The following is a 19513-nucleotide window of genomic DNA, read 5'->3' on the forward strand; positions in this document are numbered from 1 at the left end:
TCGGCCTCCCTCTCTTTTGGCGGCCGGGCCGCACGACGGCCCCCGGTTGCCAGACCTCCGGTCCCACCTTTGGCACATCTCGGGGCAGAGGTGCCCGACCACCCACGGTTACCCTTCTCCGCGCGCTTCTCGCGCACATTCCGACCCCTAGGATGCGATGCCATGAGACTCGTCCTGCGAGGCATCACCAAACGCTTCGGCAGCGTGGTGGCCAACGACTCGATCTCCTTGACCGTCGAGCCCGGTGAGATCCACTGCCTCCTCGGCGAGAACGGTGCCGGCAAGTCGACGCTGATGAACGTCCTCTACGGCCTCTACAAGGCCGACGAGGGCGAGATCGAGCTCGACGGCGAGGTCCAGCACTTCACCGGCCCGGGCGACGCGATGGCCGCCGGCATCGGCATGGTCCACCAGCACTTCATGCTGATCCCCGTCTTCACCGTCGCCGAGAACGTGATGCTCGGCAACGAGACCACCGGCTTCGCCGGCAGCCTCGACCTCGAGGCCGCCAGCACGCGCGTCACCGAGATCTCCGAGCGCTTCGGCTTCCACGTCAACCCCGACGCGCTCGTCGAGGACCTCCCGGTGGGCGTGCAGCAGCGGGTCGAGATCATCAAGGCGCTCTCCCGTGACGCCGAGCTGCTCGTCTTCGACGAGCCGACCGCGGTGCTCACCCCCCAGGAGACCGACGAGCTGATGGAGATCATGCGCCAGCTCAAGGAGGCCGGGAAGGCGATCGTCTTCATCACCCACAAGCTCCGCGAGGTGCGTGCCGTCGCCGACCGCATCACGGTCATCCGGCTCGGCAAGGTCGTCGGCGAGGCCGAGCCCACCGCCAGCAACGCCGAGCTCGCCTCGATGATGGTCGGTCGTCCGGTGGAGCTCGTCGTCCACAAGGACGAGCCCGAGCTCGGCGCGGACGCCCTCGTGGTCAAGGACCTCCGGGTCACCGACCTCGCGGGCCACGCCCAGGTCGACGGCCTCAGCTTCACGATCCGCGCCGGCGAGATCCTCGCGGTCGCGGGCGTGCAGGGCAACGGCCAGACCGAGCTCACCGAGGCCCTGCTCGGCCTCCAGGACGACGTCACCGGCTCGATCGTGCTCGACGGCACCGAGCTCGTGGGCCGCTCCACCCGCCAGATCCTCGATGCCGGCGTCGGGTTCATCCCCGAGGACCGCCAGGTCGACGGCCTCGTCCCCGGCTTCACCATCGCCGAGAACCTCATGCTCAACCGCAGCTTCAGGTCGCCGTTCGTCAAGAACGGCAACCTGCGGCTCGGGGCGCTGCGCGAGTTCGCGGCGGAGAAGCTCAAGCAGTACGACGTCCGCGCCCGCGACATCGACACGCTCGCCGGCAACCTCTCGGGCGGCAACCAGCAGAAGGTCGTCGTGGCGCGCGAGCTCTCCCGCGACCTGCGCCTGCTCGTCGCGGCGCAGCCGACCCGCGGCGTCGACGTCGGCTCGATCGAGTTCATCCACAAGCAGATCGTCGCGACCCGCGACAGCGGCATCCCGGTCCTGGTGGTCTCCACCGAGCTCGACGAGGTGGTCGCGCTCGCCGACCGCATCATGGTGCTCTACCGCGGCAAGGTCGTCGGCATCGTCCCGGCCGACACGCCCCGCGAGACCCTCGGCCTCATGATGACCGGCGAACGCCCGAAGGACCTGAAGGACGTAGCGTCATGACCGACACCGAGAAGCCCCAGTCGGACAAGCCCGCCCCCGACGTCGACCCGCACGACGCGCGCGCCGAGCGCTCCCGGTCGCTGCTGCGGGAGATCGCCTCCGGCGACGCCCTCGCCGGCGTGCTGGCCGTGCTGCTCGCGATCTTCGTCGGCTCGGTGATGATCGCCGCGATCGACGAGGGCGTGCGGGAGACCGCCGGGTACCTCACGGCACGACCCTCCGACTTCTTCACCGCGGTGTGGGAGGCCATCTCCGGCGCCTACAGCGCGATGTTCCGCGGCGCGATCTTCAACTACAACCTCACCGAGCCGGCCCAGCAGTGGCGCCCCCTCACCGAGACGCTGAAGTTCGCGGGCCCGCTCATCCTCGGCGGGCTCGGCGTGGGCCTCGCATTCCGCGCGTCGCTGTTCAACATCGGTGGCCGCGGCCAGATGCTCGTCGCCGGTGGCGCGGCCGGCTGGGTGGGCTTCCAGGTCGACCTGCCGATGGTCGTGCACCTGCCGCTCGCCGTCCTGGTCGGCATGGCCGCCGGCGCCCTGTGGGGCGGCCTGGCCGGCCTGCTCAAGGCCCGTACGGGTGCCCACGAGGTGATCGTCACGATCATGCTCAACTACGTCGGCTACTACCTGCTGTTCTGGGCGCTCACCAAGGAGTGGCTGCTCAAGACGCCCGGCTCGGTGAACCCGAAGTCGCCGCCCATGAAGGACAGCGCGGTCCTTCCCGACGTGCTCGGCGAACGGTTCAACCTGCACTTCGGCTTCGTCCTCGCGCTCCTCGCGGTCGGCGTCGCGTGGTGGCTGCTCAACCGCTCCACCCTCGGCTACCGGATCCGCGCGGTCGGTGAGAACCCGCACGCGGCCCGCGCCTCCGGCATCAACGTCGGGCGCACGTACACCGTCGTCATGATGATCGCCGGCTCGCTGCTCGGCCTCGCCGGCGTCAACCAGGTGCTCGGCACCGTCCCGAGCGGCGTCTCGCTCGACCTCGACGCCGGCATCGGCTTCGACGCGATCACCGTCGCGCTGCTCGGCCGCTCGCGCCCGCTCGGGATCCTGGCCGCAGGCCTGCTCTTCGGCGCCTTCAAGGCAGGCGGCTTCACCATGCAGACGTCCGAGAACATCTCGGTCGACCTGGTGCTGGTGGTGCAGTCGCTGATCGTCCTCTTCCTCGCCGCCCCTCCCCTGGTGCGCGCGATCTTCCGGCTCCCCGCCCAGGAGGCCAAGTGAGCACCGTGACCGACACGCCGACCCCCGACAGCGGAGGGCTGGCGGCCGACACCGCCGTCGCGCCCACCCGCAAGGCCGGTGCGCGCAAGCTGCCGATCGCGCTCGGCGTGCTGACGGCGCTGCTCGCGGGCATCCTCCTGCGCTCGGCCCACTCCGGTGACACCACCTTCCAGCTGGCGGCCGAGAGCGACTTCGTCACGCTGCCCGACATCGTGGTTCCCTCGGGCCCGACCGCGTGGGTGATGGTGGTCGTGTGCCTGGCGCTCACCGCCGAGGCCGTACGCCGCATGCTCGCGCACGTGCGCCAGCCGGGCTGGATCCCGATCGTCTTCGCGATCGCCTGGATGACCGGCTTCCTCAGCTGGGCCGCGGCCGACGGCCGCATCCGCCTCGTCAGCCTCCTCGGCGGCGCGGTGGCGCTCGCCATCCCGCTGGTGTTCGGTGCGCTGGGCGGCGTGCTCGGCGAGCGGGCCGGCGTGGTCAACATCGCCATCGAGGGCCAGCTGCTCCTCGGCGCCTTCGCCGCCGCGATCACCGCCTCCACGACGGGCTCGCCGTGGGCCGGCCTCGTCGCGGCCGCGGTCGCCGGCGCACTCGTGGCGCTGGTCCTCGGGCTGTTCGCGATCACCTACTTCGTCGACCAGGTCATCGTCGGCGTCGTGCTCAACGTGCTCGTGGTGGGCCTGACCAACTTCATGTTCCGCCAGGTCCTCACGCCCAACGCCGAGTCGCTCAACTCCCCCGAGCGGCTGCGCGCCTTCCCGATCCCGGTCCTCGGCGACATCCCGCTGATCGGCCCGATCCTGTTCCGCCAGACCCCGCTCGTCTACGTGCTGTACGCCGTCGTGGCGATCGTCGCCTACGCGCTCTACCGCACGCGCTGGGGCCTGCGGGTCCGTGCCGTCGGCGAGCACCCCAAGGCGGCCGACACCGTGGGCATCAAGGTCAACCGCACCCGCTACCGCACGATCCTGCTCGCGGGCGCGATCGCCGGTCTCGGCGGCGCCTACTTCAGCCTCGTCTCCGTCGCCGGCTTCAACCGCGAGATGACCGGCGGCGCGGGCTACATCGCGCTGGCGGCGGTCATCTTCGGCAAGTGGGACCCGATCCGCGCGACCCTCGCGGCGCTGCTCTTCGGCTTCGCGACCAACCTGCAGGGCGTGCTGTCTGCCATCGGCTCCCCCGTGCCGAGCCAGTTCATGCTGATGCTGCCGTACCTCGTCACCATCTTGGCGGTGGCGGGCCTCGTCGGACGCTCCCGCCCGCCGGCGGCGGACGGAGTGCCGTACAGGCAGCAGTAGGTGTCCAGTGGGTGTCCAGGAGGGTCCGGCGCGGTGCGCCGGGCCCTCCTGCGCGCGTAGACTCCGTACGTGAACGACGTGTCCGTGATCGCCTACTTCTCCGGCGACCCGACGAGGACCTACCAGCTCGCGCAGTGGCTCGAGGTCCTCGAGATCCTCGACCGGGTCCACCCGGTCGGTGTGGTGCTGCGCGACCCGGACTCCGCCGAGCTGATCGGCTCGCGCACGGGCCTCCCCGTGCTCACCGCGCAGACCTTCGCCGAGCTCACCGAGCTCTACGCCCGCCTCGACGCCAAGGTCGTCCTCTACTGCAACAACGGCGTGCTCAACTTCGAGTCGCTGGTCGACGCCCGGATGCTGCACGTCCACATCAACCACGGCGAGAGCGACAAGCAGTCGATGGCCAGCAACAACGCCAAGGCCTACGACCGGGTCTTCGTCGCCGGTGACGCCGCGGTCGAGCGCTACGTCGAGGGACTGCTCGACTTCGACGCCTCCCGCCTGGTCCGGGTCGGCCGGCCCCAGCTCGACCTCCCCCGCACGCCGCTGCTGGATCCGAGCCCGCGCCGGACGGTGCTCTACGCCCCCACGTGGGAGGGCGACGCGGACTACAACGACTACACCTCCGTCGAGGTGCTCGGCGAGCAGGTCGTCCGCGCGATCCTCGCGGTGCCCGACGTGCGCCTGGTCTACAAGCCGCACCCCAAGGTCACCACCAGCCTGACCCCGGGGATCGCGGAGGCGCACCTGCGCATCCTGGGCCTCGTCGACGAGGCCGCCCGTCTCGACCCGGACGCCGGGCACACCCAGGTCCTGACCGGCGACATCCTCGCCGTGATGCCGGGGTGCGACGCCATGGTCACCGACGTGTCGTCGGTCGGGCTGGACTGGCTCTACCTCCACACCGACAAGCCGATCTTCATCACCGACCCGCAGGCCGACGTCGACGCGCTGCACCACCAGGCGCCGATCAGCCGCTGCTCCGACGTCGTCGACGCCACCACGGTCGACGCCCTGGCCTCGCTCCTCGCCGACCGGCTCGCCCACGACGAGCACCACCTGGCCCGCGTGGCGATGCGGCACCACTACTTCGACGACCTGCACGTGGGCGAGAGCACCGGCCGCTTCCTCGCCGAGGTGAGCCAGCTGGTGGTCCTGCGCGACCAGCTCCTCGCCCGGGGCTCGGACGCGGCGATCACTGCCTGACGAGCGACCGGCGCCGCACCGCCAGCGGCAGCGTCGCCACCGCGAGTCCGCCCGCGACCAGGAAGGCGGTGGCGAACGAGCTGGCCTCGGCGATCACCCCGACCGCCACCGAGCCCAGGGCGGTCCCTGCGTCGAAGCCGACGTTCCACACCGCGCTCGCGCGGTTGTGGTGCCGACGCGAGACCGAGGCGAAGGCGACGACGAGCGTCAGGTTCTGCAGGCTGCCGTAGCACAGGCCCACCAGGAGCATCGCCGCCAGGAACGAGCCCACCCGGAGACCGTCGGTGTCGGCGACCGACCATGCCACGAGCGCCATCCCGGCCCCGGTCAGGGGGACCAGCGGCAGGATGAAGCGCTCTGCGCCGTGACGGTCAGCCAGCGCTCCGACCCGCCAGCGGCTCAGCGCTGCCGTCAGTCCCATGAGGAACAGCCCGCCCGCGGCGACCGAGGGGCTGTCGACCATCTGGGGTGTGAACGTGATCACCGCGCCGCCGGCCAGGGTGACCGCCAGGAGCAGCAGCATCGGCCGCAGCAGCCGCACGTAGGCGGCGGACGCCGAGTCGTACGGGTCGGGCGGCTCGTCCGTCCCCGGGTGCAGGTCGGGGGCGCTGCTGCGGAGCGCCGTGGCGAGCCGCAGCGCGGCCGGGATGCCGGCCACCGGCAGCGCGCTGACGGCGAACGCCACCCACCAACCGACGCTCTCGGCGATCCAGGGCCCCGCCGGGAGCAGGAGGAGGTTCGGCACCGCGACCGCGAGGCCGTACGCGCCGATCGCCTCCCCGATGCGCGGTGCGCCGACGAGCGCCGCGACCGCGGCGCTCCCCGCGACCGTCAGGACCCCGAAGCCGACGCCCCGCACGGCGGACAGGCCCAGGACCACCTCCAGCTCGTTGCCCAGCGTGAGCAGGGCGCCGGGGACGCCCAGCAGCAGCAGTCCGCCCGCGAGCACCGGCCCCCACCCGAACCTGCGCAGCGCCCCTGGGACCAGGAGCTGGGTCAGCACGGTGAAGAGCAGGAGCACGCCGTTGACCAGCCCGGCACCGGCCGTCGTCGCACCGCCCTCCACGGCCCACAGGGGAGCGACCGTGAGCAGCACCGCGTAGCCGGAGAACCCCGCGCACGTCATCGCCACCAGCGGCGCCATCCCCGGCTCCCGCCAGATCGGCCCCCGCGCGCTCACGGCCGGGAGTCTAACGACGGGCAGAATCTGCACATGGACCTGTCACCGCTCGGCGTGCGCGCCAGCGCCGGAACCCTTCGCGGCAGCGAGGGGGTCGTGCTGCACCACACCTGGACCGTCGAAGGCGTCGTGGCCGGCCCGGCCACCAACGGCGCCCAGCTGCTGCACCTGTCGGTGGCGCTCTGCGTGCTCAACGACACCTACCGCGAGGCCGAGAGGCTCGGGATCCATGTGGCGGGTGTCGCGGTCGAGGCCGACGGCGGCTTCGACGGCGCGTGGTGCTCGACCGGCATCGCCTACTCCGTGACGGTGGACTCGCGGGCTCCGGCCGAGGACCTGGCACGCCTGCTCGCCGTGGTGGACGACGTCGCCGAGATCCCCCGCGCGCTCCGTGCGGGGGCGGCGGTGTCGCCGGCATCGGCCGATACGGGGACGGACCTGCGGCCGGGGTAACGTGCGGCGAACCCGTTCTGGATATCTCGGAGGTCCTGATGGCAACCGGCGAGCGCGATCCCTCCTCGTCGTCGTCCGCATCCCTCGGCGAAGGCGCTCTCGCCCAGGGCCCCGAGCGCTATGCGTCGCTGTTCACGCACCACCCCCACGCGGCGTACAGCGTCGACCAGCGCGGCTTCTTCACCGACGCCAACGACCAGGCGCTGGCGATGGCGGGGCTCACTCTCGAGGAGATGAGGCAGGCCCACTTCGCCCAGGTGATCCACCCCGACGACCTGCCCGTCATCCAGGCCGGCTTCGAGGGTGCGATGGCAGGCGAGCCCCAGGTCATGGACGCGCGGGTGGTGAGCACCAGCGGAGAGGTCACCGACATCCGTTGCACGGCGATCCCGGTGATCGTCGGCGGCGAGGTCGTCGGCGTGCACGGTGTCTCCGAGGACGTGACCGAGGCCAAGAGGCTGCTGCGCGAGCTCGAGGTGGCCAACGCCGCGAAGACGTTGTTCCTCGCCACCGTGAGCCACGAGGTCCGCACCCCTCTGGCCGCCATCCTCGGAGCGTCCGAGCTCCTCCTCGGCTCCGACCTCGACCCGGACCCGGAGCACTTCGCGCGCATCGTGCACCGCTCGGGCGAGCGCCTCATGGGCGTGGTCCAGGACATCCTGGAGTTCTCCGGGCTCGAGGCGCACCAGACGGTGCTGCGCGACGGCCCGGTCGACATGCACGCGATCGTCGCCGACGTTCGGTCCTGGGCGTCCTGCCAGGCCGACAGCCGGGGCCTCGCGATCACCTTCACCGTCGAGGACACGGTGCCTGCCGCCGGCAGGGGCGACGCCCGCCGCATCACCCAGGTGATCACCAACCTCGTGCAGAACGCCCTGGCGTTCACCGAGCGCGGGCACGTCGACGTACGGGTGTCGAGCCGGCCGGCGACCGGCGACGCGACCGGCAGCTGGGTCGACGTCGTGGTCCGCGACACCGGCATCGGCATCGCCGAGTGCCACCTGCACGACCTCTACCAGCCGTTCGTCCAGGCCGATCCCTTCGCCGTCGCCAACGGGCGCGGCGTCGGGCTGGGCCTGGCGATCTGCCGCAAGCTCGTCGACCTGATGGGGGGACGGCTCGCCGTGGAGTCCACCCTCGGCGAGGGCAGCACCTTCACCTTCGAGTTCCCGCTCGGCAGGTGACCCCGCGCCGGTTCAGGCGCCGAGCGCGGTGACGGCGGCCTCGGCGAGGACTCGCGCGGCGATCGTGGTGGCGCCCTCGTCGACGCGCAGGTTGCCCTGGTGGAGGTCGTACGTCGGGCCGCCGGGCGTCCGCGTGCCGAGGCGGGCCATCGCGCCCGGCACGGAGTCGAGGTACCACCCGAAGTCCTCGCCGCCGAGGCTCTGCGCGGTCGACACGTGCCCGTGCGGGCCCAGGACGTTCTCCACGCCGATGCCGAGCAGGCGGGTGGACTCCTCGTGGTTGACCACCGGCGGCACGCCGCGCTGGTAGGTCACCTCGGCGGTGACGCTGTAGGGCGCCACGATGGAGGTGATCAGCTGGCGGATCAGGTGCTCGGCGTCGGCCCACGCCACCGCGTCGAGCATGCGCACGGTGCCGGCGACGACGCCTCCGTGCGGGATGACGTTGTGGGCCGAGCCCGCACGCACCATGCCCCACACCACGCTGACGCCCGCGCGCGGGTCGAGGCGACGGCTCAGGATCGCCGGCAGCTCGGTGATGACCTTGCCGAGGGCGAAGGTGAGGTCCTCGGTGAGGTGGGGGCGCGAGGTGTGCCCGCCCTTGCCGATGAGGCGTACGGTCAGCGCGTCGGCGGCACCGGTGAGCGGACCCTCGCGCAGGCCGACCCGGCCCACGTCAAGGCTGGGGTCGCAGTGCAGGCCGAAGACGTGCGAGACGCCCTCGAGCGCGCCGGCCGAGATCAGGTGCAGGGCGCCACCGGGCATCACCTCCTCGGCGGGCTGGAACAGCAGGCGCACGCGCCCGCGCAGGAGGCCGCGCGTGGCGACCTCGGCCAGCGCGAGGCCGGCTCCCACCAGGCCGGCGGTGTGCACGTCGTGGCCGCAGGCGTGGGCGACACCGGGGTTGGTGCTCTTCCACGGGTCGGAGATCAGGTCGTCCACGGGCAGCGCGTCGAGGTCCGCGCGCAGCGCGACGAGGCTCCCGCCGTGGCCGATCTCGGCCAGCACGCCTCCGCCCTCGGGCCGCGTCACGGCCCAGCCCGCCCCCTCGAGCGCGGTCGCGACCGCCTCGGAGGTGCGCTCCTCGGCCCAGCTCAGCTCGGGGTGGGCGTGGAGGTCGCGGCGGAGGGCGACGAGGTCGTCGGCGTACTTGTCGACGGTCTCGGCGATGACGGAGGTGGCGGGGAGGGGTTCTGGCATGACCGGCTCAGTCTACGGGCGGGTCGCGTCCCGCCGGGCGGAGTCTCGGTCGTACGCGGCGAGGATCCGGTCCGCGGCCAGCGGGGCGGGCAGCTCGCCCGACAGCACCGCGCGGCGCACGTCGTCGCGCACGGCCGCCACGCCCGGCGAGGAGCGCAGCCGCTGGTCGAGCTCGTCGCGCACCAGCGCCCAGGTGAAGTCGAGCTGCTGCGTGGCCCGCTTGTGGGCCAGGCCGTCGGCGCCGAGGTGCTCGCGGTGGGCGCCGACCCGCTGCCAGACGTCGTCGACGCCGGCGCCGGTGAGCGCCGAGCAGGTGACCACCGGCGGGGCCCACTCGGCGTGGCCGCGCACCAGGCGCAGTGCGCCGGCGAGGTCGCGCGCCGCGACGCGGGCGTCGGCCTCGTGCTCGCCGTCGGCCTTGTTGACCGCGACCACGTCGGCGATCTCCAGGATGCCCTTCTTGATCCCCTGGAGCTGGTCGCCGGTGCGGGCGAGGGTCAGGAAGAGGAACGTGTCGACCATCCGCGACACCGTGACCTCGGACTGCCCGACCCCGACGGTCTCCACGAGCACCACGTCGTGGCCGGCCGCCTCGAGCACCAGCATCGCCTGCGTGGTCGCCCGGGCCACCCCGCCGAGCGTGCCGGCCGAGGGCGAGGGCCGGATGAACGCGCGGGGGTCGACGGCCAGCGTGGCCATCCGCGTCTTGTCACCGAGCACGGAGCCGCCCGTACGCACCGAGGACGGGTCGACGGCGAGGACGCCCACGCGGTGCCCGGCGGCGGTGAGCCGGGTGCCGAGCGCCTCGATGAAGGTCGACTTGCCGACGCCGGGGACACCCGAGATGCCCACACGCGTGGCGAGCGGTCGCTCGATCGAGGCGATCTCCGTCAGCAGCTCACGTGTCGCCACGCGGTGCTCCGGACGCGACGACTCCACCAGCGTGATGGCGCGCGAGACGGCTGCCCGCTGCCCCGACCGCACTCCCTCGACCAGCGCGGCGACGTCGACCGGGCGGGCCATCAGGAGGCGTGCTCGTCCCGCAGCCGCGCGATCAGGTCGAGCGCCGACTCCGCGATCACGGTGCCCGGCAGGAACACCGCCGCGGCGCCCATCTCCTTGAGCGTCTCGACGTCGTCGGGCGGGATCACGCCGCCGATGACGACCATGATGTCCGGGCGGCCCTGGTCGGCCAGCGCCTGCTTGAGCGCGGGCAGCAGCGTGAGGTGGCCGGCGGCCAGCGACGACACCCCGACGATGTGCACGTCGGCGTCGACCGCCTGCTGGGCGACCTCCTCCGGCGTGGAGAACAGCGGCCCCACGTCGACGTCGAAGCCGAGGTCGGCGAACGCGGTGACCACGACCTTCTGGCCGCGGTCGTGGCCGTCCTGGCCCATCTTGGCCACGAGGATGCGCGGGCGGCGGCCCTCCTCGGCCTCGAACTCCTCGGTCGCGCGGAGCACCTCGTCGACCTTGGAGCCCTCGGCGCCCGGTCCGGACTTGGCGGCCTCGTCGCGGTACACGCCGCTGATCGTACGGATCACCGCCTGGTGGCGGCCGTAGACCTTCTCCAGCGCGTCGGAGATCTCCCCCACCGTCGCCTTGGCGCGGGCCGCGTCGACGGCGAGCGCGAGCAGGTTGCCGTCGAGGGAGCCGTCTCCGGCCGGGCCGCGCTCGGCCGACGCCGTCAGCGCGTCCAGCGCCCGCCGTACGTCGTCGTCGTCGCGCTCGGCGCGCAGTCGCTCGAGCTTGGCGACCTGCTGGCGGTAGACGTCGTCGTTGTCGACGCGCAGCACGTCGAGCCTGTCCTCCGCGGCGAGGCGGAAGGTGTTGACCCCGATGACCTTCTGCGCTCCCGAGTCGATGCGCGCCTGGGTACGGGCGGCCGCCTCCTCGATGCGCATCTTGGGGATGCCCTGCTCGATCGCCGCGGCCATGCCGCCGGCGCGCTCGGCCTCCTGGATGTGCGCCCACGCGCGCTCGGCGAGGTCGTGGGTGAGCTTCTCGACGTAGTAGGAGCCGGCCCACGGGTCGATGATCTCCGTGGTGCCGGACTCCTGCTGCAGCAGCAGCTGGGTGTTGCGGGCGATGCGGGCGGAGAAGTCCGTCGGCAGCGCGATCGCCTCGTCGAGGGCGTTGGTGTGCAGCGACTGCGTGTGGCCCTGCGTGGCGGCCATCGCCTCGATGCAGGTGCGCCCGACGTTGTTGAAGACGTCCTGCGCGGTCAGCGACCAGCCCGAGGTCTGGCTGTGCGTGCGCAGCGAGCGCGACTTCGGGTTCTGCGGGTCGAAGTCGTCGACCAGCCGCGCCCACAGCGCCCGGGCCGCGCGCATCTTGGCGACCTCCATGAAGAAGTTCATCCCGATGGCCCAGAAGAAGCTCAGGCGCGGGGCGAACTGGTCGATCGTCATGCCGGTGCCCAGACCGGCCCGGATGTACTCCACGCCGTCGGCGAGCGTGTAGGCGAGCTCGAGGTCGGCGGTCGCCCCGGCCTCCTGGATGTGGTAGCCGGAGATCGAGATCGAGTTGAACCGCGGCATCCTCGCGCTGGTGAAGGCGAAGATGTCGCTGATGATCCGCATGCTCGGCGCAGGCGGGTAGATGTAGGTGTTGCGGACCATGAACTCCTTGAGGATGTCGTTCTGGATGGTCCCCGCGAGCTGTTCCGGCTTCACCCCCTGCTCCTCGGCCGCCGCGATGTAGAGCGCGAGCACCGGCAGCACCGCGCCGTTCATCGTCATCGACACCGACATCTCGTCGAGCGGGATGCCGTCGAACAGGGTGCGGGTGTCGTAGATCGAGTCGATCGCCACGCCCGCCATGCCGACGTCGCCGCGCACCCGCGGGTGGTCGGAGTCGTAGCCACGGTGGGTGGCGAGGTCGAAGGCGACGCTCAGGCCCTTCTGGCCGGCCGCGAGGTTGCGGCGGTAGAACGCGTTGGACTCCTCGGCGGTGGAGAAGCCGGCGTACTGCCGGATCGTCCACGGCTGCGTGGTGTACATCGTCGGGTAGGGCCCGCGCAGGAACGGTGCCAGGCCCGGCCACGTGTCGAGGCCGTCGAGGCCCTCGAGGTGCTCGGGGCCGTAGACCGGGAGGACCTCGATGCCCTCCGGGCTCGCCCACGGGGCCTCATTCGCCGGTCGAGCAGCTCGCGAGGAACGAGCGGGCGTGTCGAGACCCACCTCGGCGAAGTTCTTCGGGATGCTCACTTCGAGAGCTCCTCTCGGATCCGGCCGAGGAAGCCGAGCGCGTCGACCCCCATGGCACACGAGTCGTCCACGTACACCTCGCTGGTCGAGGAGGGACGAAGTCCCGTCTCGAGACCGACTGCCCCCGGCCTGCCCGCGAGCACGACGTACGTCGCCCCGGCCGCGCGCAGGCCCGCGACGAGGTCGGTGCCCCACTCGGCGTACGCCGCGTCGGTGCCGGCGAGGCAGACGACCGGCTGCCCGGTGTACGCCGCCATCACGTCCTCGACGCCGGTCGTGGCGCCCGCCGCCTCGACGGCGACCCCGCCGGCGGCGAAGAGGTTGGTCGCGAAGGTCGCGCGCGCGGTGTGCGCGGCGACGCTGCCCATCGTGGCGAGGAAGACCGGGCGCCCGGCGGGCGCGGAGCGCATGTCCTCGTAGGGCGCGGCGTAGTGCACGCCGGGGCGCTGCCACGGCGCCCGCTCGGGCAGCACCTCGTCGAGGTTGGGGAACTCCGAGACGCCGGTCAGCGGGCGGGAGCGGTCGGCGATCCCGGCGTCGCGAGCGGCACGCACGGCTGCGACCCGCTCCTCCACCCCGGCCAGCGCGTCCGCGGCGACGGCTCCGCCGGCGGACTCGATGCGGCCGAGCTCGGCCCACCCCGCGACGGCCAGGTCGTCGGTGAGCTTCTCCACGGCGTACGAGCCGCCGGCCGGGTCGGTCACGGCGGCGACGTGGGACTCCTCGATGAGCAGCGAGGAGGTGTTGCGGGCGATGCGCCGACCGAGCGCGTCCGGCGCCCCGAGCCGCTCGTCGAAGGGCACCACGGTGATCGCGTCGGCACCGCCGACGCCTGCCGCGAACGCCGCGACGGTGCCGCGGAGCATGTTGACCCACGGATCGTTGCGGCTCATCATCGCCCGGCTGGTGACGACGTGCTGGCGCTGCGGGACGTCGCCCGCACCGCTCGCCTCGAGCACCCGCGCCCACAGCCGGCGCGCCGCGCGGAGCTTGGCGATCGTCGGGAACTGCTCGTCGGTCGCGGCGTAGCGGAACTCGACCAGCGCCGCCGCCTCGTCCACGGACAGGCCCGCGTCGGTGAGCAGGCGCAGGTGGTGCACGCCCACCGCCATGGTCCAGCCGAGCTCCTGCGCGTCGCTGGCGCCGCGGTCGTGGAGCGCGGTGCCGTCGACGACGGCGCCCAGCACGCCGAGGGACCGCGCACGGCGCACGGTCGCGACGAACGCCGCGGCGTCGTCGTCCGTGGGGTCGGCGGAGAGGTTGTTGCCCGGGTGCGGGTCGGCCGCGGTGTCCTCGAGCAGCCGGGCCAGCGCCTCCGACTGCTCGGCGCCCGGACGCTCCAGCGTCACCGGGGCCAGGTCGAGCATCACGCCGGCGAGCGCGGCAGCGAGGTCCGTGCCGGCAGCGAGGTCCAGGAGCAGGGAGGTGGCGCCGTTGTCGAGGTCGACCAACGCCGCCTCGTTGACCGCGGCGGCGTCGTCGCCCACGAGGGACGCCCGTACGTCCCAGGCGCCGACACGCTGCGGGCGTCCGCTCGTGCTGAGGTCGTCGAGGTCGGCGGGCTGGCCGATCGGCGCGACGGCAATACCGTCCAGCGTCGTACGGGTCAGCGCGGACCACACGTCGGAGTCGGGGTCGTCCTCGCCCAGCCGGCGCGCCTTGCGCAGCACGGCGGCGGTCGCTGCCTCCCAGGCGGCCACGTCGTAGGAGTCGTCGTCACCCACGAGCCGGAGCGAGCCCTCGGCAGGCTGGAGGTCCGCGGGCTCGTCGAGCCCGCCTTCGAGAACACCGTCCGCGTCGGTCATGTAGCGCAGGATATGGCGGTCGTCACCCGACGGACACCGCACGGGCTATGGCATACGTCTCACGCCACGGCCCCGGGTCGGGCATGATCCCGGCATGACTTCTCGGGGGGAGGGTTGGTACGCCGACCCGCAGGACGCGTCACGGCTGCGCTGGTGGGACGGGGAGCGCTGGACCGGGCACACGCACCCACCGACGGCGCGCGGATCGACCTGTTGATGGTGCTGAGCTCCGCCGAGGTCTTCACGCTGCTCGTGACCGGGGTGCTGTTCGTCGTGTGGCTCCACACCGCCCACCGCAGCTCGCGGATGGAGCGCCGTGCGATGCGCCACGGGTCCGGCTGGGCGATCGGCGGCTGGTTCGTCCCGGTGCTCAACCTCTGGCGGCCCTTCCAGATGGTCTCCGACGTGCGTCGCGGCGCCACCGGCGACGCGGACGTCGCGGTGCCGCTCCGCCAGGGCTGGTGGTGGGGCACCTGGCTCGCGCTGAGCGCATCGTCCGGCGTGGTGAGCGTGCTCTACGGCCGGGCAGCCGAGGCGCCGGTCGGCCGGGGCTACATCGACGCGCTGGGCGAGGCGGCGTCCTGGGAGCGGCTCTCGAGCGTGGTCAGCATCGTCTGCGCGCTGCTGGCCGTGCTCGTGGTGCGCGAGATCCGCGCGCGGGTCCTCTCCCCGCCGGAGCGTGAGGGACGGCCTCACACCTCGGTGCGACCGTCGTCGTCCCGGTTGCGGAGACCGATCTTGTTGCCCAGCCACACCAGCGGGTCGTACTTCCTGTCGACGACGCGCTCCTTCATCGGGATGATGCCGTTGTCGGTGATGCGGATGCCCTCGGGGCAGACCTCGGTGCAGCATTTGGTGATGTTGCACATCCCCAGCCCGGCCGCGTCCTGCGCGAGCCGGCGCCGGTCGTGGGTGTCGAGAGGGTGCATGTCGAGCTCGGCGTAGCGGATGAAGAACCGCGGGCCGGCGAAGTGCTGCTTGTTGTCCTCGTGGTCGCGGACCACGTGGCACACGTCCTGGCACAGGTAGCACTCGATGCACTTGCGGAACTCCTGGCCGCGCTCGACGTCGACCTGCATCATCCGGCGCTTGCCGTCCGGGTCACGCGGGCCGAGCTCGGCGTACGGGAGCTCACGGGCCTTCTCGTAGTTGAAGGACACGTCGGTGACGAGGTCGCGGATCACCGGGAACGTGCGCATCGGGGTGACCGTGATCGTCTCCGCGGGGTCGAAGTCGGAGAGCCGCGTCATGCACATCAGCCGCGGCCGGCCGTTGACCTCGGCGCTGCACGAGCCGCACTTGCCGGCCTTGCAGTTCCAGCGGATCGCCAGGTCGCCGGTCTGGGTGGCCTGGAGGCGGTGCAGCGCGTCGAGCACGACCTCGCCCTCGGACACCTCGACGGTGTAGTCGGTGAGATCGCCGCCCTCGGCGTCGCCGCGCCAGACGCGCAGCTTCAGGTCGTAGGCCATGGCTGTCCCCTCACTTGTCCTCGAAGAGCTGCTGCAGGTCGTCGGGCATCGTCGGCAGCGGCTTCTCCGCGATGTCGACGCCGGTGCCGGCCTCGTCGAGCGAGAGCACCAGGTTCTTGGCGCCCCACTCGGGATCGGGCCCCGGGAAGTCGTCACGGGTGTGGCCGCCGCGGGACTCCTGGCGGGCCAGCGCCGCCTTCGCGATGCACTCGCTGACCAGCAGCATGTTGCGCAGGTCGAGCGCGAGGTGCCAGCCGGGGTTGTACTGCCGGTGGCCCTCGACGACCATCCGGTCCGCGCGCTGCTTGAGCCGCTCGAGCTCGGCGAGCGAGGCCTCGAGCTCGGTGGCGGTGCGGATGATGCCGACGAGGTCGTTCATCGACTGCTGGAGGTCGTGCTGGATCGTGTACGGGTTCTCGCCGCCTCCCCCCGGACCGGCCGAGACCTCGAACGGCGCCAGGGCGTCGGCCTGCGCCGCCTTCACGTCCGCCTCGTCGACCACCGGACGCTGTCCCCGCTGGTCGAGGGAGGTCGCGTGGGCGGCCGCCGCCTCGCCGGCCCGCTTGCCGAACACCAGCAGGTCCGACAGCGAGTTGCCGCCCAGCCGGTTGGAGCCGTGCATGCCGCCACTGACCTCACCTGCGGCGTACAGGCCGGTGACGGCCGACTGCTGGCTGTCGGGGTCGACCTCCACGCCGCCCATCACGTAGTGGCAGGTCGGCCCGATCTCCATCGGCTCGGCGGTGATGTCGACGTCGGCGAGCTCCTTGAACTGGTGGTACATCGAGGGCAGCCGCTTGCGGATGTAGTCGGCGTCGCGACGGCTCGCGATGTCGAGGTAGATGCCGCCGTGCGGTGACCCGCGCCCGGCCTTGATCTCGGAGTTGATGGCGCGCGCGACCTCGTCGCGGGGCAGCAGCTCGGGAGGCCGGCGGTTGTTCTTCTTGTCCTCGTACCAGGCGTCGGCCTCCTCCTCCGTGTCGGCCGTCTCGGCCCGGAAGAAGTCCGGGATGTAGTCGAACATGAACCGTGCGCCTTGCGAGTTGCGCAGGATGCCGCCGTCGCCGCGCACCGACTCGGTGACGAGCAGCCCCTTCACCGACGGGGGCCACACCATGCCGGTCGGGTGGAACTGGACGAACTCCATGTTGATGAGGCTCGCGCCGGCGCGCAGGGCCAGGGCGTGGCCGTCGCCGGTGTACTCCCAGGAGTTGGACGTCACCTTGTAGGACTTGCCGATCCCGCCGGTCGCGAGGATCACGCTCGGCGCCTCGAAGGTGATGAAGCGGCCGGTCTCGCGCCAGTAGCCGAACGCGCCCGCCACCTGTCCCTCCTGCTTGAGGACCTCGGTGACCGTGCACTCCATGAAGACGTCGATGCCCAGCTGCACGGTGCGCTGCTGGAGCGTACGGATCAGCTCGAGGCCGGTGCGGTCGCCGACGTGCGCGAGCCGGGCGTACCTGTGCCCGCCGAAGTCGCGCTGGGAGATGAGCCCGTCCTCGGTGCGGTCGAACAGCGCGCCCCAGTCCTCGAGCTCGAGCACCCGCTCGGGCGCCTCCTGCGCGTGCAGCTGGGCCATGCGCCAGTTGTTGAGCATCTTGCCGCCGCGCATGGTGTCGCGGAAGTGGACCTGCCACGTGTCCTCGGGCCACCGGTTGCCCAGCGCCGCGGCCGCGCCGCCCTCGGCCATCACCGTGTGCGCCTTGCCGAGCAGGGACTTGCACACGACCGCCGTACGGGCGCCCGCCTCGTGCGCGGCGATCGCGGCCCGCAGGCCCGCTCCCCCGGCGCCGATCACCACGACGTCGTAGGAGTGGCGCTCCATGCCGCCGCGCGCCTCGGGCGACATCTCGTTGCCCGTCATCGGGTGCCTGGTGTCGGTGCTCAAAAGAACCTCACGTCCTGGATCCTGCCGGTGGCGAGCAGGAAGATGTAGAAGTCGACGACCGCGACGGAGAACAGGGAGTACCACGCCCACCGGCCGTGGCTGGTGTTCAGCCGCGAGACCCACGTCCAGAGCCGGTAGCGCACCGGGTGCTTGGAGAAGTGGCGCAGCCGGCCGCCGACGACGTGGCGGCACGAGTGGCACGAGAGCGTGTAGAGCCAGATGAGCACGACGTTGACGAGCATCAAGAGGGTGCCCAGGCCCATGTGGATGCCGCTGGTCTCCCCGTCGCCGAGGGCGTACTCGGCCGGCATCGGGCGGAACGCGAGCACCACGTCGAAGGTCAGCACCAGGCCCACCACCACCGCGGCGTACCAGAACCAGCGGTGCACGTTCTGCAGGATCAGCGGGAAGCGCGTCTCGCCGGAGTAGGACGTGTGCGGCTCGGCGACGCCGCACGCCGGCGGGCTCAGCCAGAACGCGCGGTAGTAGGCCTTGCGGTAGTAGTAGCAGGTCATCCGGAAGCCCAGCGGGAAGACCAGGATGATCAGCGCCGCCGACAGCGGCCACCACGCGAAGGGCTGCCCGAAGTCGGAGGCGCCCTCGACGCAGTCGCCGAGGCAGGGCGAGTAGAACGGCGAGAGGTAGGGCGTCGCGTAGTAGTCACGGCCCATGAAGGCGCGGATCGTCGCGAACACGACGAAGCCCGAGAAGACCACGAACGTCGCGAGCGGTGACTGCCACCATCGGTCCTGGCGCAGCGTCCGTGCCTCGATGTGCGCGCGGCCCGGACTGGTCACGCCGTGGTCGGTCGTCGCCATGCGTCCTCCGTGAGGTCATGGGCCGGGTCCGCGACGTGGTCCCGGCGACGCCCCCGACTATGGCGTGTGTCACACCTGAGCGGAAGACAACGCGCCCAGTGAAACCTCACACGCCCTCGGCGCGTCCTGCGCATGAACGCCGCGATACCGTGTGGATCGTGGCAACCCAACTCACTCCCCCTCGGCCTCGGCTCGTGACGGGCGCGCGGGCCGCGCGCACGACGATCGCCCTCAAGCTCGGCATGGCGGTCAGCGGATTCATCTTCCTCGGCTTCGTGCTCGCCCACATGTACGGCAACCTCAAGGCGTTCGCCGGGCAGGAGGCGTTCAACGAGTACGCCCACCACCTGCGCGAGCTCGGCGAGCCGATGCTGCCGCACGAGGGCGCGCTCTGGATCATCCGGCTCGGCCTGATCCTGTCGCTGGTCGTGCACGTCGCCTGCGCCGTGGCGCTGTGGCGCCGCGCCGCGCGGGCCCGGACCACCAGGTACGTCGTCAAGAAGAACACCGGCGTGACGCGCGCCAGCCTGATGATGCGCTGGGGCGGCGTGACGATCTTCGTCTTCCTGGTGTGGCACCTCCTCAACTTCACCATCGGCAAGGTCAACCCGCAGGGCGGCGCCACCGACGACCCGTACCTGCTCATGGTCGACACCTTCGAGGTGTGGTGGATGACCGTGATCTACCTCGTCGCGATGCTCGCGCTGGGCGCGCACCTGCACCATGGGATCTGGAGCGCCGCCCAGACCCTCGGCTGGACGGGCACCGCGGCCAAGCGCCAGCGCGCCAAGACGTTCGGCTTCGTCGTCGCGCTGATCGTCTCGGTCGGCTTCTCCCTCGTCCCGCTCGCCGTCCTCGCCGGCATCATCACCAAGTAAGGGGTCACCG

16 protein-coding genes and 1 pseudogene are annotated in these 19513 nt (G+C 71.9%); 9 read left to right on the top strand and 8 right to left on the bottom strand.

Features of this window, described 5'->3' with window-relative positions; all coding sequences use genetic code 11:
• Nucleotides 1-162 precede the first annotated feature (162 nt).
• The 4 genes from IE200_RS08025 (at nucleotide 163) to IE200_RS08040 (ending at nucleotide 5419) form a co-directional block, all read left to right on the top strand.
• Nucleotides 163-1686 carry an ABC transporter ATP-binding protein gene (locus IE200_RS08025; RefSeq protein ID WP_191278868.1) on the top strand — a complete coding sequence of 508 codons (1524 nt, stop codon included), beginning with the start codon at nucleotides 163-165 and terminating at the stop codon, nucleotides 1684-1686.
• Entirely contained in the window at nucleotides 1683-2912 is a 1230-nt protein-coding gene (locus IE200_RS08030; RefSeq protein ID WP_191278869.1) for an ABC transporter permease, read from the top strand. The genes IE200_RS08025 and IE200_RS08030 overlap by 4 nt, the downstream gene beginning before the upstream one ends.
• Complete coding sequence (locus tag IE200_RS08035; RefSeq protein WP_229856283.1) at nucleotides 2909-4213, top strand: ABC transporter permease; 1305 nt, start codon at nucleotides 2909-2911, stop codon at nucleotides 4211-4213. The genes IE200_RS08030 and IE200_RS08035 overlap by 4 nt, the downstream gene beginning before the upstream one ends.
• A 69-nt stretch (nucleotides 4214-4282) precedes the next feature.
• Entirely contained in the window at nucleotides 4283-5419 is a 1137-nt protein-coding gene (locus IE200_RS08040) for a CDP-glycerol glycerophosphotransferase family protein (protein WP_191278870.1), read from the top strand.
• Here IE200_RS08040 and IE200_RS08045 read toward each other — a convergent pair.
• The gene (locus tag IE200_RS08045; protein ID WP_229856284.1) at nucleotides 5409-6599 is read right to left on the bottom strand and encodes an MFS transporter; all 1191 of its coding nucleotides are present in this window, start codon (nucleotides 6597-6599) and stop codon (nucleotides 5409-5411) included. The two genes, IE200_RS08040 and IE200_RS08045, sit on opposite strands and share 11 nt — an antisense overlap.
• A 33-nt stretch (nucleotides 6600-6632) precedes the next feature.
• Between IE200_RS08045 and IE200_RS08050 the strand changes: the two genes are divergently transcribed.
• A complete protein-coding gene (locus tag IE200_RS08050; RefSeq protein ID WP_191278871.1) occupies nucleotides 6633-7052 on the top strand; it encodes an OsmC family protein in 420 nt (139 codons plus the stop codon).
• A 38-nt stretch (nucleotides 7053-7090) separates the two neighbouring features.
• Nucleotides 7091-8236: a sensor histidine kinase gene (locus tag IE200_RS08055; protein WP_191278872.1), complete on the top strand. Its 1146-nt coding sequence runs from the start codon at nucleotides 7091-7093 to the stop codon at nucleotides 8234-8236.
• A gap of 12 nt (nucleotides 8237-8248) precedes the next feature.
• Here IE200_RS08055 and IE200_RS08060 read toward each other — a convergent pair whose 3' ends face one another.
• From IE200_RS08060 to IE200_RS08075, 4 genes are read right to left on the bottom strand one after another with little or no spacing between them, the layout of a single operon-like run.
• Nucleotides 8249-9436 carry an amidohydrolase gene (locus IE200_RS08060; RefSeq protein ID WP_191278873.1) on the bottom strand — a complete coding sequence of 396 codons (1188 nt, stop codon included), beginning with the start codon at nucleotides 9434-9436 and terminating at the stop codon, nucleotides 8249-8251.
• A gap of 12 nt (nucleotides 9437-9448) precedes the next feature.
• Complete coding sequence (meaB, locus tag IE200_RS08065; RefSeq protein ID WP_191278874.1) at nucleotides 9449-10459, bottom strand: methylmalonyl Co-A mutase-associated GTPase MeaB; 1011 nt, start codon at nucleotides 10457-10459, stop codon at nucleotides 9449-9451.
• On the bottom strand, nucleotides 10459-12645 hold the full coding sequence (gene scpA, locus IE200_RS08070) for a methylmalonyl-CoA mutase (RefSeq protein WP_191278875.1): 2187 nt from the start codon (nucleotides 12643-12645) through the stop codon (nucleotides 10459-10461). The genes meaB and scpA overlap by 1 nt, the downstream gene beginning before the upstream one ends.
• Nucleotides 12642-14450 (bottom strand): methylmalonyl-CoA mutase family protein, encoded by a 1809-nt coding sequence (locus IE200_RS08075; protein WP_191278876.1) that lies wholly within the window; start codon nucleotides 14448-14450, stop codon nucleotides 12642-12644. Before IE200_RS08075 ends, scpA begins: the two co-directional genes overlap by 4 nt.
• A 94-nt stretch (nucleotides 14451-14544) precedes the next feature.
• Here IE200_RS08075 and IE200_RS08080 point away from each other — a divergent pair, with 94 nt between their 5' ends.
• Entirely contained in the window at nucleotides 14545-14667 is a 123-nt protein-coding gene (locus IE200_RS08080) for a DUF2510 domain-containing protein (protein WP_191278877.1), read from the top strand.
• Nucleotides 14667-15044 (top strand): annotated as a pseudogene (locus IE200_RS21175) (DUF4328 domain-containing protein); the annotation flags it as partial. The gene IE200_RS08080 and the pseudogene IE200_RS21175, both read left to right, overlap by 1 nt.
• Before the next feature lie 98 nt (nucleotides 15045-15142).
• On the opposite strand, the gene IE200_RS08085 reads toward IE200_RS21175, so the two are convergent.
• Genes IE200_RS08085 through IE200_RS08095 form a run of 3 tightly spaced genes read right to left on the bottom strand, consistent with a single transcriptional unit; the run spans nucleotide 15143 to nucleotide 18625 of the window.
• Nucleotides 15143-15919: a succinate dehydrogenase/fumarate reductase iron-sulfur subunit gene (locus IE200_RS08085; RefSeq protein WP_191278878.1), complete on the bottom strand. Its 777-nt coding sequence runs from the start codon at nucleotides 15917-15919 to the stop codon at nucleotides 15143-15145.
• Nucleotides 15920-15929: 10 nt separating this feature from the next.
• Nucleotides 15930-17783 (bottom strand): fumarate reductase/succinate dehydrogenase flavoprotein subunit, encoded by a 1854-nt coding sequence (locus IE200_RS08090; protein ID WP_229856286.1) that lies wholly within the window; start codon nucleotides 17781-17783, stop codon nucleotides 15930-15932.
• A 20-nt stretch (nucleotides 17784-17803) separates the two neighbouring features.
• On the bottom strand, nucleotides 17804-18625 hold the full coding sequence (locus tag IE200_RS08095; RefSeq protein WP_191278879.1) for a hypothetical protein: 822 nt from the start codon (nucleotides 18623-18625) through the stop codon (nucleotides 17804-17806).
• Nucleotides 18626-18783: 158 nt separating this feature from the next.
• Between IE200_RS08095 and IE200_RS08100 the strand changes: the two genes are divergently transcribed.
• Nucleotides 18784-19503: a succinate dehydrogenase cytochrome b subunit gene (locus tag IE200_RS08100; RefSeq protein WP_229856289.1), complete on the top strand. Its 720-nt coding sequence runs from the start codon at nucleotides 18784-18786 to the stop codon at nucleotides 19501-19503.
• Nucleotides 19504-19513: the final 10 nt, after the last annotated feature.

The organism is Nocardioides flavus (ex Wang et al. 2016) (assembly GCF_014653115.1).
GTDB classification, from domain to species: domain Bacteria; phylum Actinomycetota; class Actinomycetes; order Propionibacteriales; family Nocardioidaceae; genus Nocardioides; species Nocardioides flavus.

Coding starts and splice junctions, on each gene's coding strand:
- IE200_RS08025 (WP_191278868.1), top strand. CDS start 163: ATGAGACTCGTCCTGCGAGGCATCACCAAACGCTTCGGCAGCGTGGTG.
- IE200_RS08030 (WP_191278869.1), top strand. CDS start 1,683: ATGACCGACACCGAGAAGCCCCAGTCGGACAAGCCCGCCCCCGACGTC.
- IE200_RS08050 (WP_191278871.1), top strand. CDS start 6,633: ATGGACCTGTCACCGCTCGGCGTGCGCGCCAGCGCCGGAACCCTTCGC.
- IE200_RS08055 (WP_191278872.1), top strand. CDS start 7,091: ATGGCAACCGGCGAGCGCGATCCCTCCTCGTCGTCGTCCGCATCCCTC.
- IE200_RS08060 (WP_191278873.1), bottom strand. CDS start 9,436: ATGCCAGAACCCCTCCCCGCCACCTCCGTCATCGCCGAGACCGTCGAC.
- meaB (WP_191278874.1), bottom strand. CDS start 10,459: ATGGCCCGCCCGGTCGACGTCGCCGCGCTGGTCGAGGGAGTGCGGTCG.
- IE200_RS08075 (WP_191278876.1), bottom strand. CDS start 14,450: ATGACCGACGCGGACGGTGTTCTCGAAGGCGGGCTCGACGAGCCCGCG.
- IE200_RS08080 (WP_191278877.1), top strand. CDS start 14,545: ATGACTTCTCGGGGGGAGGGTTGGTACGCCGACCCGCAGGACGCGTCA.
- IE200_RS08085 (WP_191278878.1), bottom strand. CDS start 15,919: ATGGCCTACGACCTGAAGCTGCGCGTCTGGCGCGGCGACGCCGAGGGC.
- IE200_RS08090 (WP_229856286.1), bottom strand. CDS start 17,783: ATGACGGGCAACGAGATGTCGCCCGAGGCGCGCGGCGGCATGGAGCGC.
- IE200_RS08095 (WP_191278879.1), bottom strand. CDS start 18,625: ATGGCGACGACCGACCACGGCGTGACCAGTCCGGGCCGCGCGCACATC.